Annotated in this window: 12 protein-coding genes; 4 read left to right on the top strand and 8 right to left on the bottom strand. The window is 38.4% G+C overall.

Annotated features, from left to right (window positions below; all coding sequences use genetic code 11):
* Positions 1-81 precede the first annotated feature (81 nt).
* The 5 genes from G6053_RS07665 to G6053_RS07645 all read right to left on the bottom strand — a co-directional run bounded on the left by G6053_RS07665 (position 82) and on the right by G6053_RS07645 (position 8,323).
* The gene (locus G6053_RS07665; RefSeq protein WP_165306040.1) at positions 82-963 is read right to left on the bottom strand and encodes an endonuclease/exonuclease/phosphatase family protein; all 882 of its coding nucleotides are present in this window, start codon (positions 961-963) and stop codon (positions 82-84) included.
* A 12-nt stretch (positions 964-975) separates the two neighbouring features.
* Positions 976-2,727: a RagB/SusD family nutrient uptake outer membrane protein gene (locus G6053_RS07660; protein ID WP_165306039.1), complete on the bottom strand. Its 1,752-nt coding sequence runs from the start codon at positions 2,725-2,727 to the stop codon at positions 976-978.
* Between the two features lie 31 nt (positions 2,728-2,758).
* Positions 2,759-6,298, bottom strand: a complete 3,540-nt coding sequence (locus G6053_RS07655) for a TonB-dependent receptor (protein ID WP_165306038.1) — start codon at positions 6,296-6,298, stop codon at positions 2,759-2,761.
* Between the two features lie 177 nt (positions 6,299-6,475).
* Positions 6,476-7,684, bottom strand: a complete 1,209-nt coding sequence (locus G6053_RS07650) for a FecR family protein (RefSeq protein ID WP_108632658.1) — start codon at positions 7,682-7,684, stop codon at positions 6,476-6,478.
* A 54-nt stretch (positions 7,685-7,738) separates the two neighbouring features.
* Positions 7,739-8,323 carry a sigma-70 family RNA polymerase sigma factor gene (locus tag G6053_RS07645; RefSeq protein ID WP_165306037.1) on the bottom strand — a complete coding sequence of 195 codons (585 nt, stop codon included), beginning with the start codon at positions 8,321-8,323 and terminating at the stop codon, positions 7,739-7,741.
* A 1,008-nt stretch (positions 8,324-9,331) separates the two neighbouring features.
* Here G6053_RS07645 and G6053_RS07635 point away from each other — a divergent pair.
* A complete protein-coding gene (locus tag G6053_RS07635; RefSeq protein ID WP_206531886.1) occupies positions 9,332-10,057 on the top strand; it encodes a hypothetical protein in 726 nt (241 codons plus the stop codon).
* Between the two features lie 84 nt (positions 10,058-10,141).
* On the opposite strand, the gene G6053_RS07630 is transcribed toward G6053_RS07635, so the two are convergent.
* The 3 genes from G6053_RS07630 to G6053_RS07620 form a co-directional block, all read right to left on the bottom strand.
* Complete coding sequence (locus G6053_RS07630) at positions 10,142-10,483, bottom strand: cupin domain-containing protein (RefSeq protein WP_165306036.1); 342 nt, start codon at positions 10,481-10,483, stop codon at positions 10,142-10,144.
* A 36-nt stretch (positions 10,484-10,519) separates the two neighbouring features.
* On the bottom strand, positions 10,520-11,932 hold the full coding sequence (locus G6053_RS07625; protein ID WP_165306035.1) for a DUF4932 domain-containing protein: 1,413 nt from the start codon (positions 11,930-11,932) through the stop codon (positions 10,520-10,522).
* A gap of 649 nt (positions 11,933-12,581) precedes the next feature.
* A complete protein-coding gene (locus tag G6053_RS07620; RefSeq protein WP_165306034.1) occupies positions 12,582-13,040 on the bottom strand; it encodes a hypothetical protein in 459 nt (152 codons plus the stop codon).
* 691 nt (positions 13,041-13,731) lie between these two features.
* On the opposite strand from G6053_RS07620, the gene G6053_RS07615 reads away from it, so the two are divergent.
* The 3 genes from G6053_RS07615 to G6053_RS07605 all read left to right on the top strand — a co-directional run bounded on the left by G6053_RS07615 (position 13,732) and on the right by G6053_RS07605 (position 17,444).
* Complete coding sequence (locus tag G6053_RS07615) at positions 13,732-13,929, top strand: hypothetical protein (RefSeq protein WP_165306033.1); 198 nt, start codon at positions 13,732-13,734, stop codon at positions 13,927-13,929.
* Positions 13,869-14,423 carry a hypothetical protein gene (locus G6053_RS07610; protein WP_165306032.1) on the top strand — a complete coding sequence of 185 codons (555 nt, stop codon included), beginning with the start codon at positions 13,869-13,871 and terminating at the stop codon, positions 14,421-14,423. Before G6053_RS07615 ends, G6053_RS07610 begins: the two co-directional genes overlap by 61 nt.
* A 597-nt stretch (positions 14,424-15,020) precedes the next feature.
* Positions 15,021-17,444 (top strand): TonB-dependent receptor plug domain-containing protein, encoded by a 2,424-nt coding sequence (locus G6053_RS07605; protein ID WP_165306031.1) that lies wholly within the window; start codon positions 15,021-15,023, stop codon positions 17,442-17,444.
* The last annotated feature ends 17 nt before the right edge of the window (positions 17,445-17,461 follow it).

Genomic DNA, 17,461 nt, shown 5'->3' with positions numbered 1-17,461 from the left:
CTCCAGAAATTCGTATAATACGCTGATAAACGTTTGATATCACAAGATAATAAAATTCGCCCCCATAAGGAGCGAATTTTATTATTTACTGAGCTTAAGCTCTATAAATGTTGGGTAATGATCAGAAATATAATGTGTATATTCATTCTTGATGATACCACTTTTGGTAATCCGGGATGCTGCTACTAAATTGGCCCAAATAAAATCAATACGTTTAGAATGACCGGTATTATTTTGCTTGACATTTCCATTACCATCCTTATAGGTCGGAACGGAACTTTCAAACTCCTTATGTAACAAACGATAAGTATCCTGAAATCCTGCTTCATGTAATTTGCCTAATACAGAATAATCAATTGCTCCATTACGCAAGTTACGGATATGATCATGTTTTTGCTCACTTTGCTGCATAGCGTTCAAGACCTCCTTTCCATATTGGTCCTTGTCCGATATATCCAAGGAGTTAAAGTCACCCATGATCAGTATAGGTTCGTTACCTGGGATCTCATTGACTTGTGCCAAAATATCGGTTACTTCCTTCAATCGCTTTTCATAGCTGAATGGCGAAAAATGAATGACAAAAAAGTGTACACCTTTTATCTTCGCATAGATGTAGCTATGCCACATATTTTCAGTGACTTTCCTAAAATTGACCAGTGGATATTTCGAAGTAATAGCTACTGGAAATCCCTCTTCTTTAGATTGAAGAACATAGTCGTGACCGATCTCATGACCTAATTGTTCCAGTGTCTTTTGCGTATATCCATTCATTTCTTCGAGCGCTATGACATCTGGCTTCCAGTCTTTTGTAAACTTTACAAACCGATCTATATTGGCGGAATCTTTCTTTAATCCATAAAGCACATTATACGAGACAATCTTTAATGTTTCCTGCGCATTTGCTACGCCCAAATTCACCGCCATGATGATGGCAATAACAATCGTATTTTTATAGTTTTTCATTTTCTTTTTCTTTTAAGTTCCTGATTTGTCCCAACCTTTGTTCTGTTCGAGCTTGGGATTTAACTGAAGTTCTTGTGTCGGAATTGGATAGTAGTAATCTTTTTCCTCTGTCCATTTTTTAAGAATGTCCGGCAAATTGACAATACGGCCCCCGCTCTTTCCATCTTCTAAAACGAGCTCACCTAATTTCTGATATTGGACACCGGGCTTTTTGACCGGTGCAGTGCCTTCATAAATAACAAGATCTAATTTGCTATCCCGATCTAGGTCATACTCCCCCGCCCCCGGAAAATACATACCGTAAAAAGGCCTGGCAACTTTCGCTCCTTCTTTCCAGCGCAAAAGATCATCGTAACGCAGTCCTTCTTTGACCAGCTCGATGCGGCGCTCTCGTCGGATTTCCAATATCACCCCTGTTTGGCCACTTTTGCTAACATTAGGATAGCTGGACAAAAGATAAGGATCAATTTTGGAGTTGGCATGTGCTAATACCAAATTGGGCATATTAACGCGATCTCGCAGTAACTTAATAGACCTATCGATATCATTTTGGCTGATCGTACCTAATTCGGCCTTTGCTTCGGCATAGTTTAGCAATACCTCTGCATAGCGGATAATGGGCATATCATTGCTGCTTTGTCCTGCATCAAAAACCGGCGAAAGAATATACTTTACACATTGATAACCTGTTACTGATGTTGCAAAATCCGGAACTGAGGTGGTACTTGCACCGATACGTTTGTAACCTGGCGTACGAATGGTTTGCGATAGCCTCGGGTCACGGTCCTGCGTTTCGTCGTAAAACGATAGTTTATCAAAATTAGGTTTGTCCGTAAATCGACTTCCATCTTTCATCAAATAACTGTTCACAAGTTCTTTAACCATCCCTGGACGACCATAAGAAGCCGACAGAATATAGAAATTTGCAGAGTGTACAAAAGGAACAGTTGCGCTATACTGCCTTGCCAAGATCATTTCCGCTGGATTGGCTTCCTCAGCAATAAACAGTTCCTGATAAGCCTTACTGGGATCGCCTTTGTAAATACTGTAAGTATTGGACCTCATCAATTCGTCTGCAGCCGCCACACTTTGTTGAAGAATATCTTCCCAATCACCCAAGCCATGGTATTTGCGAAAGGTCCCTTCGAATAAACACATGCGGGATTTGAAAGCAAGAGCCGTCCATTTGCTGATTAATTGTGGACTTTTGTTTGTATTACAGTTCGCAATAGCAAAATCAAGATCTTCAAGTATTTTAGCGAAAACAACTTTGCGGGAATCCCTCGGTTTGAACATAGCAGGATCATCAAGCTGATTTACTTTATCGTACCATGGCACGTCACCAAAGCGTACGATCTTGTCATAATAGAAATAAGCACGAAAAAAGCGAGCAACACCGTCATACTGTAAACGTGCTGCCTCATCCGCACATTTGTGCGAATTTTCAAGATAGAAATTTATACGGCGGAGTGATGTCCATGCCCACCCGCCACCACTCGCTGGGGTTGTACGGGTACCCTGAAATTCAGAAGCCAGCGTATTACGGGCTTCGTCATCGCCCTGACCGGGCGTATTGTAATGTATGGCGAGTGCATCAGGAAGATCTGCGTAAAAAGCATTAGTAAAAGTCTGTAACTCGGAGGCTGTCCGGAAATAGTTTTCAGGTGCCAATTCGGCTATGGGATACCGCTCCAGATAATCGTTATTGCAAGAACTAACTGCAAGTCCAATAATGAGCGTAAAAATATTGAGGTTTCTTTTCATGATTTTTCATTTTAAAATTTACACGCACAAACTAAAAAGACAACTGAGCGCCAAAAGAATAGACGCGGCCTACAGGGTAACTCCTACCTGTATTATCGCTCATTACTTGTTCGGGATCAATATAATCGGTCTTCAATTTGGTCCAAGTGTGTAGGTTTTCTCCACTAAAGAATAGACGTAGTTTATTTATTTTTGCCTTTTCGGTAAGTGCAACAGGAAAGGTGTAGCCTACAGTCAGATTACGCAACTTTAGGTAGGCAATATTTTGTATATACATATCATTGGCGACAGAAAGTTCAGAGTTTTGCGCTGTATAGCCCCGTAAAAATGGAAAATAAGCATCTGGATTCTCTGGTGCCCATATTTTATCCTGGAAATTGGACGGAATAAATGAATCGTATGGTCTCGCATAAACGGACCAAAAAGCTTGTGCTTCTAGGTTAGGATACCAGTTTTGTTTGCCAATACCCTGAAAAAATGCGGACAGGTCAATGCCATTCCAATTCGCTCCTAGATTTAATCCATAAGAGTAACGTGGCTGATCGTTACCGATGATTGTGCGATCTCCGGGATTAGACAGCGTATTATCTCCGGCATCAATGATGCCATCGCCATTAAGATCCAATATCTTGATATCTCCTGCTTGAAGCATACGCAGGTCGGCCGTGGGAGCTTGCACACGACGCCTATTGATCTGATCTTGGTTTACATGCTTGGCATATTCCTGTGCCTCTTCGGTTGTCTTAAAAAATCCGTCGTAATGATAGCCCCATATTTCGCCCAATTTTTGTCCTTTATAATAATTACTCAACAGTCCGGCATCGTTGGCAAACTTGGTGATTTCAGCTTGATAATCGGATAGCATCGCTCGCACGGAATAATTAAAAGGTCTTCCGCCGACATCAAAACGGTCCTTCCATAAAAGAGAAAGCTCAAAGCCTTTGGTCTTTAAATCGGCTGCATTCTCTTTGGGCTCGGATGCGCCAAATACCGCCGGCTGGGTCTTACCTTTACTGAGCATACCTTTGGTCTGCCGGACATAAAAATCAGATTGAAAATCCAGTTTATTATTGAATAAACTAAAGTCGAGACCTATGTTGCTAGTCGTGATTTCTTCCCAGGTCAGTGTGGGTGCTACTGGTGCGGGACTATTGGCGACATTTAATTTCTGACCATTAACTAAATAAGAGATCTGGCCCGTACCCATCGATGAAATATAAGCATAGGTATCCACTTCCTGATTACCAAGGGAACCATACGAATACCTGATTTTTAGATTATTAACCTTATCCTTTAGCGGAGCAAAGAATTTCTCTTCGCTGATACGCCAACCTGCAGAAAAGGATGGAAAGAATCCAAAACGGCTATGCTTCGGAAAACGCGAAGTACCATCGTAACGACCACTGACTTCTAGCAAGTATTTGCCTTTGTAATCGTAATTGGCACGATAAAACCCACCACGTACTGCCCACTCGTCGCCACCTGCTTCAAACTGCTTCTCCCCGATCACCAAATCAAGATCGTTTAAATTTTCGGACAATAGATCCTGACCAATTCCTCCAATCCGCTTGTAAAAACGATCTTCTTGATTAAAACCGCCCATCATAGTAAGGTGGTGATAGCCAAAATCTTTTTGGTAAGTGGCGAAAATGTTTATAAAATGCCAAGCATATTTGCCCATATTTTCGCGAAGCTTATCTTGGTTCAGGGCACCTAGAGAAGACAATTCGAGCTGTCCGGGATATTTCGAATAGTACTGTTTGGTCTGTCTATAGGAATAGTCAGAACGATATTCACGATAAGAATAGTTTCCTGTTAGGGATAAACCTTTTCCCAATTTCAGCACCGCTTCAGTCATGTTGGTAAATTCGGTACCGCGTGTGTACCCCCGCATCGTGCCGCTTTCGAGTGCATTGTGCAGGCCGTACCCAATGGGGTAGCTATTGATACCGGAATAACCAGTAAGTGTGCCATCCGGATTTCGCGGCACGTACATCGCATGGTAATGGTAAGTAGGACTATTGCTTACGTTGTTGGCAACAGTACTGAAATTATTTTCCAATCCTGCCCAGTCATAGGTAGATTTGAAAAAGTGTGTACTATTACTGATGGTCAGCCAGCTCCGGATATCTGACGCGATATTTGCCCGGAGATTGTAGCGTCCAAATTTATCGGGATCAATATTGAATATCCCCTGTTCACTCGCTTTGGAACCAGATACCGCATAACGCGTATTGCCCGAAGATCCGGAAAAAGAAAGATTATGCTCGTTTTTTGGTCTTGTCTTTTTGTACAAATAGTTGAACCAATCGAAGTTGGCATAGTACCGATAGATGTCATTGCCGCTGGCATCTTTCTTGACTACGACCCAAGGTCTATCTGGATTTTCGGTCTTATCGTTAACACGTGCTAGCAATTCTTCATAATCTTCATCCGTATAGCGTGTGGTCCGATACCCCAATGCATTGTACATGGCGTCATCATTGATCTTGGCATTCCAATAACCACTGGTTATAAAATCAGTGTTGGTGGCATGAGTGGTGAAACCAATATTGTTATTATATTCAATGGAGGTCTTTCCATTTTTACCACCTTTTTTGGTTGTGACCAAAACGACACCAAAAGCACCACGCGCCCCATAGACAGCCGCTGCCGATGCATCTTTGAGTACCGTGACTGATTCTACGTCATTGGGGTTGACACGGTCCAATGTTCCTAAGATACCATCGATCAAGATCAAAGGACCACCGCCGTTGATGGAGGTATTCCCGCGTACATTTACCGAACCGCTGGTACCTGGTTTCCCGGACCCAAAGACAATATTGAGATTGGGAATATTGCCCTGCAGCGCTTGGGTAAGTTGTGTGACAGGACGATCTTCAAATTCCTTGCCCGATATCTGGCTAACTGCCCCTGTTAGATTGACCTTTTTTTGTTCTCCATAACCGACTACCACAACTTCATCCATGGCTGTGATAGCCATATCGAGCCTAACTTGAATCTTATTTTGTCCACTTACATTAATTTCCTTGGACTGGTAGCCAAGCATCGAAAATATAAGCTGATCATTGTTTGTTTTGAGACGAATCTCAAATTGGCCATTTTCATCGCTGGTTATTCGATTTTCCGTACCTTTTTCCGTTATAGTGACATTACTAATTGGGTTTCCCTTCGAATCAACAACGTTCCCAGCTATACTGCGCTGTTGGAGGACAACAGTATGATTGAGACCTGCAACATAGCGATTCCATGAGGTTGCTGTTGGTGTAGAAGCTGGCCTGCTTAATACGACATTGTTGTCCATTATCTTATAGACAATCTGATAGTTTGCAAGAACATCTTTCAGTGCGTGTTCGAAAGGTACATTCTTGTAGTTGACATCGATGCGTTTAGCGTCGTTTAGCAGAGCGGCTTTATACAGAATATTGTAACCGCTCTGCTCTTCAAAAACCTTTAATATGGTTTCGAGCTTAGCATTCTTCTTTTGGAAATTGACTCCTTGTCCAAATGTAATTGCACTCAACTGGAGGTTAGAGGCCAGCAACAAGGGAATCGCTAATGACATTTTCATAGCAAATTCTTTTTTGGTAGAGATCGTACTTTTAGGCATAGGGTCTCCATACCGTTTTTTTTTGTACTTTTGCATACGGTTGTAATGGTTTTTAAGTCTATTAAATCTTTTTCAACTAGTCTTTTCGAAGACAAAATTCAGGAGCGATCGCAACGCTCCTGAAATCTTCTTAATTGGTTATCTTTTCACATAAATTTTCCTCCCTTTTACTTCAAAGTGAATATCTCCGACTAATTCGATTGTACGGAGCAATTTGTTGATATCATCATATCTTGACACAGTGCCCGAGAACGCAAAATTTTCGGGACGATAATCAAAGTGAACTTCCACGTCATACCATCTACTGATAATTTCCATGACTTCGTCAATAGATGTATTATAGAAAGCAAATTTTCCTTCTTTCCATGCGGTGAAGTAGCGCGGGTCAACTGCAGTCTTTAAAAAGTTTTTGTTCGTAAAATGTAGCACGGCCTGTTCAGCAGGACTTAGGTATAGGTTGTCCTGTGGGCTATCGTGAACATTTAACTTCACCTTGCCTTCTACCAAGGTTGTCACGATCGATTTCCCATAGTTCTGAAGGTTAAAAGATGTTCCCAAAACCTCCAATGTCTGATTTCCCGTATTGACAATAAAGGGGACGCGCCTTCCATGGTGAACTCGTTTGGAGACTTCAAAATAAGCTTCACCCTGTAGTTGGATTTTTCTCTCATCGCCATTAAAACTAATCGGATAACGTAGTGTAGTGGCGGCATTCAGCCAGATCTTTGTACCATCCGCCAACAGTAGTTTATATTCCCCTCCCCGTGGTGTAACGATTGTATTATACGCTGTCTGCTGATTACCAGCTTTTGAGTTCTTCAAGCGATAAGATATAATGCCTTTGTCCGATTTTATAATCTCAAATGCACCATTATCGATGACCGTATCTAATTTTAGTTTTTCGAGATCTATCCGCTCTCCATTTTCTAAAATTATTTCGGCTTTTTGGGAACCTGGAACTACAGCTAGTGAATTGGCAGCCACCGATTGACTTTCATGTCTATTTTTTTGCACATAAAAGAAGATCGAAGCAGATATACCGACGAGTAGTAACATGGCTGCTATGCGGACATATCTTAGCATATAGATTGTTGATTTCTTTTTATCCGAGCTGGATACAACTTGATCTTTTATTCGTTTATCTTGAATGATTGTCTTAAAAAGATTATCATGCGCAATTCGATTGTTTGGAGACTGCTCTATCTCTCCCTCCTCCAAAAGCTGTTGCCATGCTTCCAAAAAATCTGGATCATTGAGATAGTTGGCAAAATTTTCCTTTGCACGCTCGTCTAATGTTTTTGCCAAAAACTGACTGATAATGATTTTATATGCTTCTACTTTGGACATCCTTATCTATTGTACTCTATAATAATATTCGTACAACCGGATAGAATGAACTAGTCAAAAGATATTTTTTATTAAAAAAAAGATTAGAAGTAAACTATCAAGTTTCAAACGTACAAACTGGCATGCTGCTACGAGGTGGTTACGGACGGTATTTTTGGAAATACCAATTTCTTCGGAAATTTCAGCATAGCTCATCTCATCTATTTTGCTTTTGTTAAAAACAATCTGCTGTTGCGGTGGTAAACGGGATACAATTGTTTGAAGTATTTTATCCAGATCTTTATGAGCGATCTTCCGTTCCAATTCATCGCTCAATTCATCCCATTCAGCCAAGTGCGACGCTTGATATTTTTGTCTCGATAGTTCTTTTCGAAACAAAGTGATAGCCATTCGTTTCGCTACTAAAAATAAAAATGGAAAGATGGCTTCCGTAGAGGGGATTGAATTGCGTTTCAAAAAAAGCTGTACAAAAATCTCCTGCGTAATCTCCTCCACGTCTAGGTCGGAAGTACATACACGACGTACTTTGTGATACATCAAAGGTCTGTAAAAATCAAAAATCTTTTTAAAAACCTTTTCGTCTCCCAATTTAAAGCGATGAAATTCATCAAGACTCAATGGAACTGCATTTAAATCCATGGTTATATTTTCCCTAGGTTACACTTGGTCTAAGCAACAAAACTCATATTAAATCTATATAAATGCAAGGTTATTTCAAAATGAAATGTACATATCCCGAAATTCGAGCCAGTTTTCAAGAACGCTACGAAAAATGCAGTCACATCATTTTTCGTTTATATTCATTTTTTTTATAGAATTCATGTGTTTAACCATGAACTTAAGCAAGCTTGAACAGGATTTTTTTGTAAAAAAAAGACCGTATCAAAAAGGCACAATATGATTCTTTAAAAGTCGTTAACAATCAGCTGCATATACTGGAACATTGGCAAAGCAATAACGCTCAAGCAGAAAGAGGGGCGGCGAAAAGATCAATAGTCCAAAAACTATCTACTGAGCTTCAAAAGAAGTTTCCGGATATAAGTGGATTTTCGACAACAAACCTGTGGTATATGACTCTATTTTATAATGAATATAATGATAATCCGAATATCCAACCATTGGTTGGAGAAATTAGTTGGACGAAGCATATCGCCATATTATCTAAATGTAAGGATTAACAGGAGTGTAAATTTTATATACAAGCGACCAAAAAATTTTGCTGGACAAAAAACATATTAATTAATCAAATTGAAAATAAGAGTTTCGAAAACTAGCATGCTGTTAGAGATTGGTCTGTATGCTACGCTGGGTTTCAATAACAAAAATAACTGTCATTCGCTGTCTTCTAACTTTATTTTCCTTATTGCATGAGCTACTTGAGGAATTTTGATATTGACGATATATTATGACACATCACAGCCAAAAAGCATTTATTTCTGTGGAATATATATGTGGTGGATTGTGTGGCCAAGGATGGTATTTTATTCTAGAAAAAACAAAAGGCAAATGGAAGGTTGTTAAATATGAGGGCACTTGGATAGCTTAATACCAATAGCAACATTGGGTGATCGTCAACACGGCTTGAATAGGTTCTCGGATTATTAAATGGAACAGAATTTTCAATTGCGTATAAAAAATTAATACTAAATGCTATTTTTACAGAATATTCGTATTTGGCAACCAATTGATAATAGCAATATGATGGCAGACGACGAGCTTGAAAATGTAGATCCAGACGACATTAGTGATTTACTTGTTAAAGTTGAAAAATCATTTGACATGAAGTTTGGGAGCACCGAACTGATGCACATCTTCACTTTTGGTGAACTGTGTGATCACATCGCCAATAAAATCCAACTGGAACATTCCAACGACTGCACAAGCCAACAGGCTTTTTATAGGCTTCGTGATGCAATGGCATCAACGTTTCAAATAGACCACAAAACAATCACAACCAGTTCTGCTCTCGTTGACCTTCTACCAAAACAAAGCAGACGTTCTCTGGTAAAAAAATTGGAAGTGCACCTTGGTTTTAAACTTCATATCTTACGACCACCCTACTGGGCATCAGTGACACTTGGGATTCTACTTATTGTATCTTGCGTCGCTCTATTCTTTAATTGGCAGATCGGACTTGCAGGACTTTCATTTTCAAATGCTGGACTTTGGTTTGCAAATAAATTCGGTACCATACTTGACCTACAAACTATTGGTCAAGTAGCAAAAAAAATGACAAGTGAAAATTATTTCAAATCTAGACGCAACCCAAAGACTTTTAATAAAAGCGAAATTGAAGAAATATTGACTGATTGGTTCAGTAATGACTTAGGCATAGACAAAAGTAAACTAACAAGAGAAGCCAAACTCAGCTAGCTTTACATTATGGAACCTATCCAGTTGTTAGGCATCGGTAAGTTTGAGCATGCTGTTGCTCTTTATATCTCTCAATAAGGTCTATCATAGATTAGTTCGATCTCCATGAGATTTAGGTTCTGAAATCACAACAAATTCTAAATCCTCGGTAGTTCGGTTGAAAATTCTGTGTATTTCATTTGCTTGAATATGAAATCCACTTCCTTCTTCAACGGAATAAATTTCGTTATCAACCTCGAAAGTTGCTGTTCCTTTAAGGATATAAAAGAATTGCTGTGCTTTAGTATGAAAGTGCAAACTTTCTTCAGTATCAGGTGGCATTTTTTCTTGGATTATACTTAAAGAATCAGATTTCAATAAGTGCCATCCATCACAATTCTCTCCCCAAATATAATGTTCGGAATTACTGGTATTTTTTATTTTCATTATTTATAATCTTTTAAAATTTATTAACTATCATATTTAATTTGTACTGAATTTTAGATAACGATCTTTCATCGGTATACCGTCGGCAGTCCTGAATGCAGTTCCTGTAATAATGATCTCATAGGTTTTGTTTGGTTCCAATTCCCAATCTATAAGCACGGATTTCTTATCTGAGGAATAGCGATGGCCTTTTATTATCGGAAAACTTTCTTTGGAAATTCCCCTAAATGACCGTCCTTGCCCCAACAGGGGTCTATCGAAATTTATCTTCAACTGCCCTAACATGCTGCTGGTATTGGTTTGTCCATCCTGAATTCCTTCAAAAGAAACAATTTTTGGTCTTCTCTCTTCAAAGGTTGCATCTAAAGAAGAAATATCCGCAGCATAGGATTGATAAGCCTTGGCAAGTACAGGCATATAGTTCTCTAAAGTAGGATATCTGTCGCGCTGACGGTCAAAGTTGTCAAGTTCATCAACGAGTTTTTCAATCCAAAGAAATCCCCTATCTAACTGTTCATTGGTTTCCTTTGAGATCTCTTCGGAGCTGAAATTGTGATCTTTTTGATATTTAATAACCGCAGCTCGAACCAATGCCTCATTCAACATCGTTTGCCAGCTACCGTATGCCTGCCGGTTCATTTTTTCCTTCACGGCGCTATATAATTTTTCGCCGCTATCTCTAAAAATGCTGGTATCTTTTTCTAATAAATAATTAACAAAGGAGTGGTTAAACTCGTGAAGTAATGTGGGGAAATAGCTCTGTAACGGAAATTCAGCCATGCCAAGACTATCCATACTCCATGTTCCCATAATAGCGTAGACTTCCTTGTGGCCCCGAGGATTTTTAATGGCTACCCCATAGTTACCACCACCATTCCCCAGACCGTTAACAATCAAAAACTTTTCGGAGGGTTTCTTACCGTAGAATTTAGGATACCAGTCTAACTCAATATGTTCATAAATTGGAAGAAAGCGCTTTTGTACCTCATTGTACAGTAGTTGGTTATCCTTAAAGAATCGTTTACTATTACTGTCTTTGTAAAACTTCTTTAAAAGTGCAACAAATTGAAGAGCATTAGCTCTGCTCCATCTTTTGTCCAGGGTTTCATCAATATTCTTTTGCTTAAGACTAAACTTATCATCAAGATGTACGGCCATACTCATCACGGCATCGTAGCTTATACCATGTTCATTTTTAATCTTATTGACAAAGGTAATCAATTCGTGTTCTTTAAAAGGGCCATAGTGTTCATTGATCCGGTCAACGTAACGCTTGAAAACGTCTGAATTATACTCTCGATTGCCCGCAAGCCTAAATACAATACTTAGCATCTCGATACGCTCATCAACTTTGGGCCTATCCATAATTTGATTACGCTGCCCATAGGTAAGTATATATGGCAAACTGAATAGGATAATCAATACATATTTAGAAGTTTTTTCGAACATATTGGAAATAAGGTTTTACCATCTTTTATTCATTTCTTTCAACGGGGATCCCAAATAGTTTGCCAAGAAAATTAACACGCTATTTGACAGCACACTACAAACAATTTCTTTTTTAATACTGACCATTATTGAACACTAGTCGTTCGATATTGAACAGATCGAATGGCACTGGCCCCTACAACAAGCGGGTTATTTCTAGGAAGGCTAATTGTAGGGCTTAGATGCGGCAGTATGTCAGCCGCACATCTTTAAATTTGGATCGAGTGAGCAAATGGTGGTTATCTTTACCCCTTATTGTTTATCTATAGAGGCACTTATAATTCTAATCCAAATAACCATTTGGAATAAAATCCAGCGAACTTGATGAACCTATATAAGCCTCCAAGATAAAATCAGTATTAATTTCTTTCATCGTAGTAAATACTAAAGTTGTCGGTGATAATTTGGTTGTTGGAAATGACGGTAATTCCTAATTTACGCCAAGTAATGAATGTACAGCATCATAAAACTGACTGTTGCTTCCTGTTAAATCAAATTTATGTTCGGTAGGTATGTTTCCCGTATTTGTAGATTTTCCACTCTCGTCTGATGAATAGGATAACAACAGAAACGGAGTTTTAGTCTTTCATTTTTAGAGATGCTTTAATGATTATTTTTTTAGTATCCACACTTGATTTTTTTCATCATAGCGACCGGAAAGGTCATTTTGCTTTATATCTATTAGTTTATAATCCTTGCAGGGCGACTTTTCGTCAATTTTTGAAGTATAGCTAATTTTGTCTAAAACATTGGAGTTAAGTTTGATATAGAATACCCCGGATTCAACTTTGTCCAAATTAATCGTAAGAAATTTTGCATCCTTATTGATGTTAAATGTCAGAGGCACAGCTATGTCATTCATTATGATCTTATAGATCTTTATCTGGTCTACCGGATATTTAGCTTGGTCACCAAAAAGTAGCTCCTTTCCATTTGAATCTGTATAATTTATATTAACTATTAATGGACGGTAAATATCTTCACAAAGACCTAATGGTTCTTTTTTATCTTGACAAGAGACAGAAATGAAAATAAATAATAGAATAATTAGTTTTAGAGAATATTTCATAATTGATTTGGGTTATTAATACTCTTAACGTTTCATTTTGATAATTCGCTACACGAATAATTATCCTACACTACAGGATTATTAATTTACTACACAAATTGTGTAGCTTTCCACTTAGTCAGCTAAATATGCTAAGCCGAACAAAACAGCTAATCCATCTGATATCGCAATTTATAATTGCAACACATTGTCCTATACTAATGGCCTACCTTAAAGCAGACATTTACTAGGTAACTGAAGATGGAATAAAATTAATTGCATATCAGAATACTGAGCATTATGACAAAGAATAAAAAGACTAATTTACAGGGAGTAGATATACACCTATGCGGTCCCAAAATATAGTGATTTTGTATACAAATAACCCTACAAAAATTAAAAGGAGGCAAATTTGATCGAACTAGGAATTGGACACCTGGAAGAATTAAGAGCAATTTTTACTAACGTAAACTTCTCATTTCTCCATCTCGTCACAGAATGACGAAAAAGGCTTTGTAGCATTAGTCTATGATCGTGGATACTTTGTGGTCAGAAGAGTGAATTTCCTCTCAGTTCCGAAATAATACCGTGATAAATTTACTGCGCAAAATACCCTGCGTACCTTTAGAATATATTTGTTTAGTTTTTACAGTTTTATGTTCAATATCGAAAACATCTAACAACAGTAAATAATAATAAGTGATTATAGTATATGAGACTCGAAGAATTAACACTTGAAATTTATGCGGAAAGAGCATTGACGTATTTTGAAAGTAAACACCTGGTTGCCTGGGCCGTCAATGTTTTAACCTTGGGCTATGAGAGTGACAATCTGTATGTATTAGCTGTTTGGATTACGCATCTACTGAAGAACGCGAAATCTATTTTTGGAAATCAATTGCTGATCTGAAGCTGGATATTGAGAAAAGCGAAGAAGATCTAATCGAAAACTATGCCTTAACAATCGCAAAAAAAGCGATCAGAAAAGAGATCAATATAGACTATGCTTTTAGCCAAATGTTAAAAATTGTATCTGCAAGCGAGTATAACTATAGGTATATTGCTTTTTATGAAATTGATGAGGATTTGAATTATTTGAGGTATAGCAATTCAACCCTTTATAATACCGAACTTACACTAGAAAATTCCAAAGAATTCATCTTGGAGGAAATGAAAATCTTCGTCGAAATGGAAGAATTAAATATATTTCCCGAAGAACGCGCCAAATGGTATTGTGAGACTTGTAAAAACCTAAATAACCCTATAACAAAAAATAAATTTCAATTCAAAAAACCATTTAAATATGCAGTTTGGACCTGTGGGATATGCGGTTCAGAGAAACTGAAATACAATAGCAACCATGATGTTAAGAGGATAATAATAGAAAAATCAAAAAAGAATTAGGATTGAATAAATATGTTGGGGAATATCCTTATCGAAGTATACAAATAATCACACAAAACAACGAAACATTGAAATGTGTAATCGGTAAATCAGAATGGTTCTCCGCCAATTTTTATGCACCTATCCAGTTTGTGAAAGGCAAACTTTTCTCCTGAGTAGCTCAAAATCTCATCTACCATACATCTCATGCTTTTTGTTCTTTAGTCTGTTTACATTGATCTTAACTGAAAAACCTGAGACTTAACTTATATTGAAAAGCAGATTTACCAATTGAGCTACAATCTTTTCAAAGTATTCAGGGTTCTGCATTGGGTGGTGGCACTCCCCTCCACTTTAATACCGATTAATGATCTGTTTCATAGAATTAATCATGGCCATCTCAGAAACAAATATCTTTAGTAGCTCTAATCAATCCCAATTTGCTGCATACGGCCTTAATATGCTCCAAAAGGCCCCTAGAGAATGGGCTAAAACCCTAGCCATCAGATCGAATGAAGGTCACACTGGATTTCAATAATAAATATTTTCTTGAAATAGCTTGCATAAGCCATGTCTTTCTCTTTATATTTGACTGCAATTTTTAATCAATCTAAATAAATGTATATATCTAACAATTCAAAATATGCTGGCAGGTATATTAATTACATTTTAGCAGCAATCATTGCTATATGTTTATATAGTCTTCCAGCATTCTCGCAGTCTACAGATCTCAAACCGACAATGAAAGGTCTGGTCGTTGACGAAAGCAACAGTCCTCTAGCAAATGCGACGGTTATGGTCGACGGGAAAAATGTGAGTACAACGAACGCAAAGGGTCAGTTTAACATTTCTATTCCTAAAAACGGTACGTTCAGCTTGCGCATTTCTTCCATTGGAAAAAAAATCTTAACAGACAAGATTTCAAGCAACGAAGTGGCCGGAGGGATCAGAGTGTTTATGCTCCAAGAGCAAATCAATACGTTAGAAGCAATTGAAATATTAGGATTGAGTAAAGTAGACGAAGTCAATAAGCAGTCTTTCAACGTAACCGCACTGGACGCGACCAAATTGCACAACACATCCATGGATGTCGGGCAACTGATCAACCGTGTTTCGGGCGTCCGTGTCCGTGAGTCTGGTGGTATGGGATCACAGACAGCAATAAGTCTCAATGGATTTACGGGCAATCAAGTAAAACTATTTCTGGACGGACTCCCCATTGACAATTACGGCAGTTCATTCCAGATAAACAATATTCCGATCAATTATATCAATCAAATTGAAGTTTACAAGGGTGTTGTACCGGTATGGCTGGGTGGCGACGCATTAGGCGGAGCAATTAATCTAGTAAAGAATACAAAGGCTGGTAACTTTTTAGATGCTTCATATTCGCTGGGCTCTTTTAATACGCACCGCGCTAACGTAAATCTGGGATATATTGCTAAAAATGGATTCACTGTAGAACTAAATGCGTATAAAAATTATTCCAAAAATAATTATTGGGTTGACATCAATGTCGTACCTGATATTGAAACTGGGGTAACTGTGGCAGATCGTGTAAGACGCTTCCACGATCAATATGATAACCAGATGCTGGGCCTGAACGTCGGCTTGAGCAACAAAAAGTGGGCTGATCAATTTCTTGTAGGCTTACAGGTGGGCGATAATCATGCGGACATACAAACCGGTAATCGTATGGATGATGTGTTTGGAGCACGCTTTAGGGAGGGTACCATTGTACTGCCATCCGTCTACTATAAAAAAGATAACTTTTTGATAGAGGGATTGGATCTCAGCTTACGTGGAAGCTTTAATCTGGGCAAGGAAAAAAATGTAGATACGGTATACCGACAATTTAACTGGTACGGGGAAAGTATCCCTAAAGGCCGAAATTCATGGGACGAGGGCGGAGAGGTATCCAAAGAATTATACACTTATAAAAACAATAATAGCAATGCTGCCCTCAACGTGAAGTACGCGATCAATCCGACCAATACGCTCTACCTAAATAATACCTTTACTTCGAATAACCGAAAGGGGGAAAATATATTGCAACCTGACAATGATTTTTATAGACAACCCAAAAAACTACAAAAAAATATAACAGGGCTTGCCTTAGGAAATGCCGATATCAAGCACATGGTCAACCAGATTTTCGTTAAATATTATGCGCAACATGTACACGCTTATCAGGTAAACAATAACCTATATAGTGACTATCAGGACCGGCAAAATATGCTGGGTTATGGATTAGCCTCTTCATATGCGCTGGACAATAATTCACAAATCAAGTTTTCCTATGAGAAAACGTATCGTATGCCCACGGTAGACGAACTTTTTGGTGATGTGATCAACCTCACGGCCAACCCGCAATTAAAACCGGAATCTTCACACAACTTCAACCTCAACATTAACCATACTTTTCTGTGGAATGAAAAGAATGCCCTCGCTGTTAGCGTTGATGGCATATACCGTCAGGCTAAAGACTTTATCCGCTATGTAAATTCAGCGTCCAATAATAATGGAAATATGACGCAGATGGCACAAAATCAGCGCGATGTCAATAACCTCGGGGGCGATCTCGAAATTCACTATGCTTATGACCAAAGATTTAATATCAGTGGGAGCTTAACTTATCAAAACCTTCGTAATAAAACAAAATATGAGACAAGTACAACTGATGTCAGCATATTCTATAAGGACCGTCTGCCTAATATCCCCTACCTATTTGGACATGGTGACATCTCCTATGAATGGCGGAATGTATTACTCCCAAACAGTAGTCTGAAGGTGGGAACTTATGTTTATTATGTACATGACTATTTCCTAAGATGGCCCTCGGCCGGTACTACCAGTACAAAGGAAACTATCCCAGAGCAACTTTCTTATGATGCTAGTATCGTGTACTCATTTGCCAGAGGTAAATATAATGTTGGTATCGATGGTAGAAACCTCACTGACGCTTTACTTTATGATAATTACATGCTACAGAAGCCAAGCCGCAACTTTAGTGTCAAATTCAGATATACAATTTCAAAATAATATACACTCAACAAAAT

It is taken from the genome of Sphingobacterium sp. DR205 (assembly GCF_011064245.1).
In the GTDB taxonomy this organism is placed as follows: Bacteria; Bacteroidota; Bacteroidia; order Sphingobacteriales; family Sphingobacteriaceae; genus Sphingobacterium; species Sphingobacterium athyrii.
This window is presented reverse-complemented; position numbering and strand designations above follow the sequence as displayed.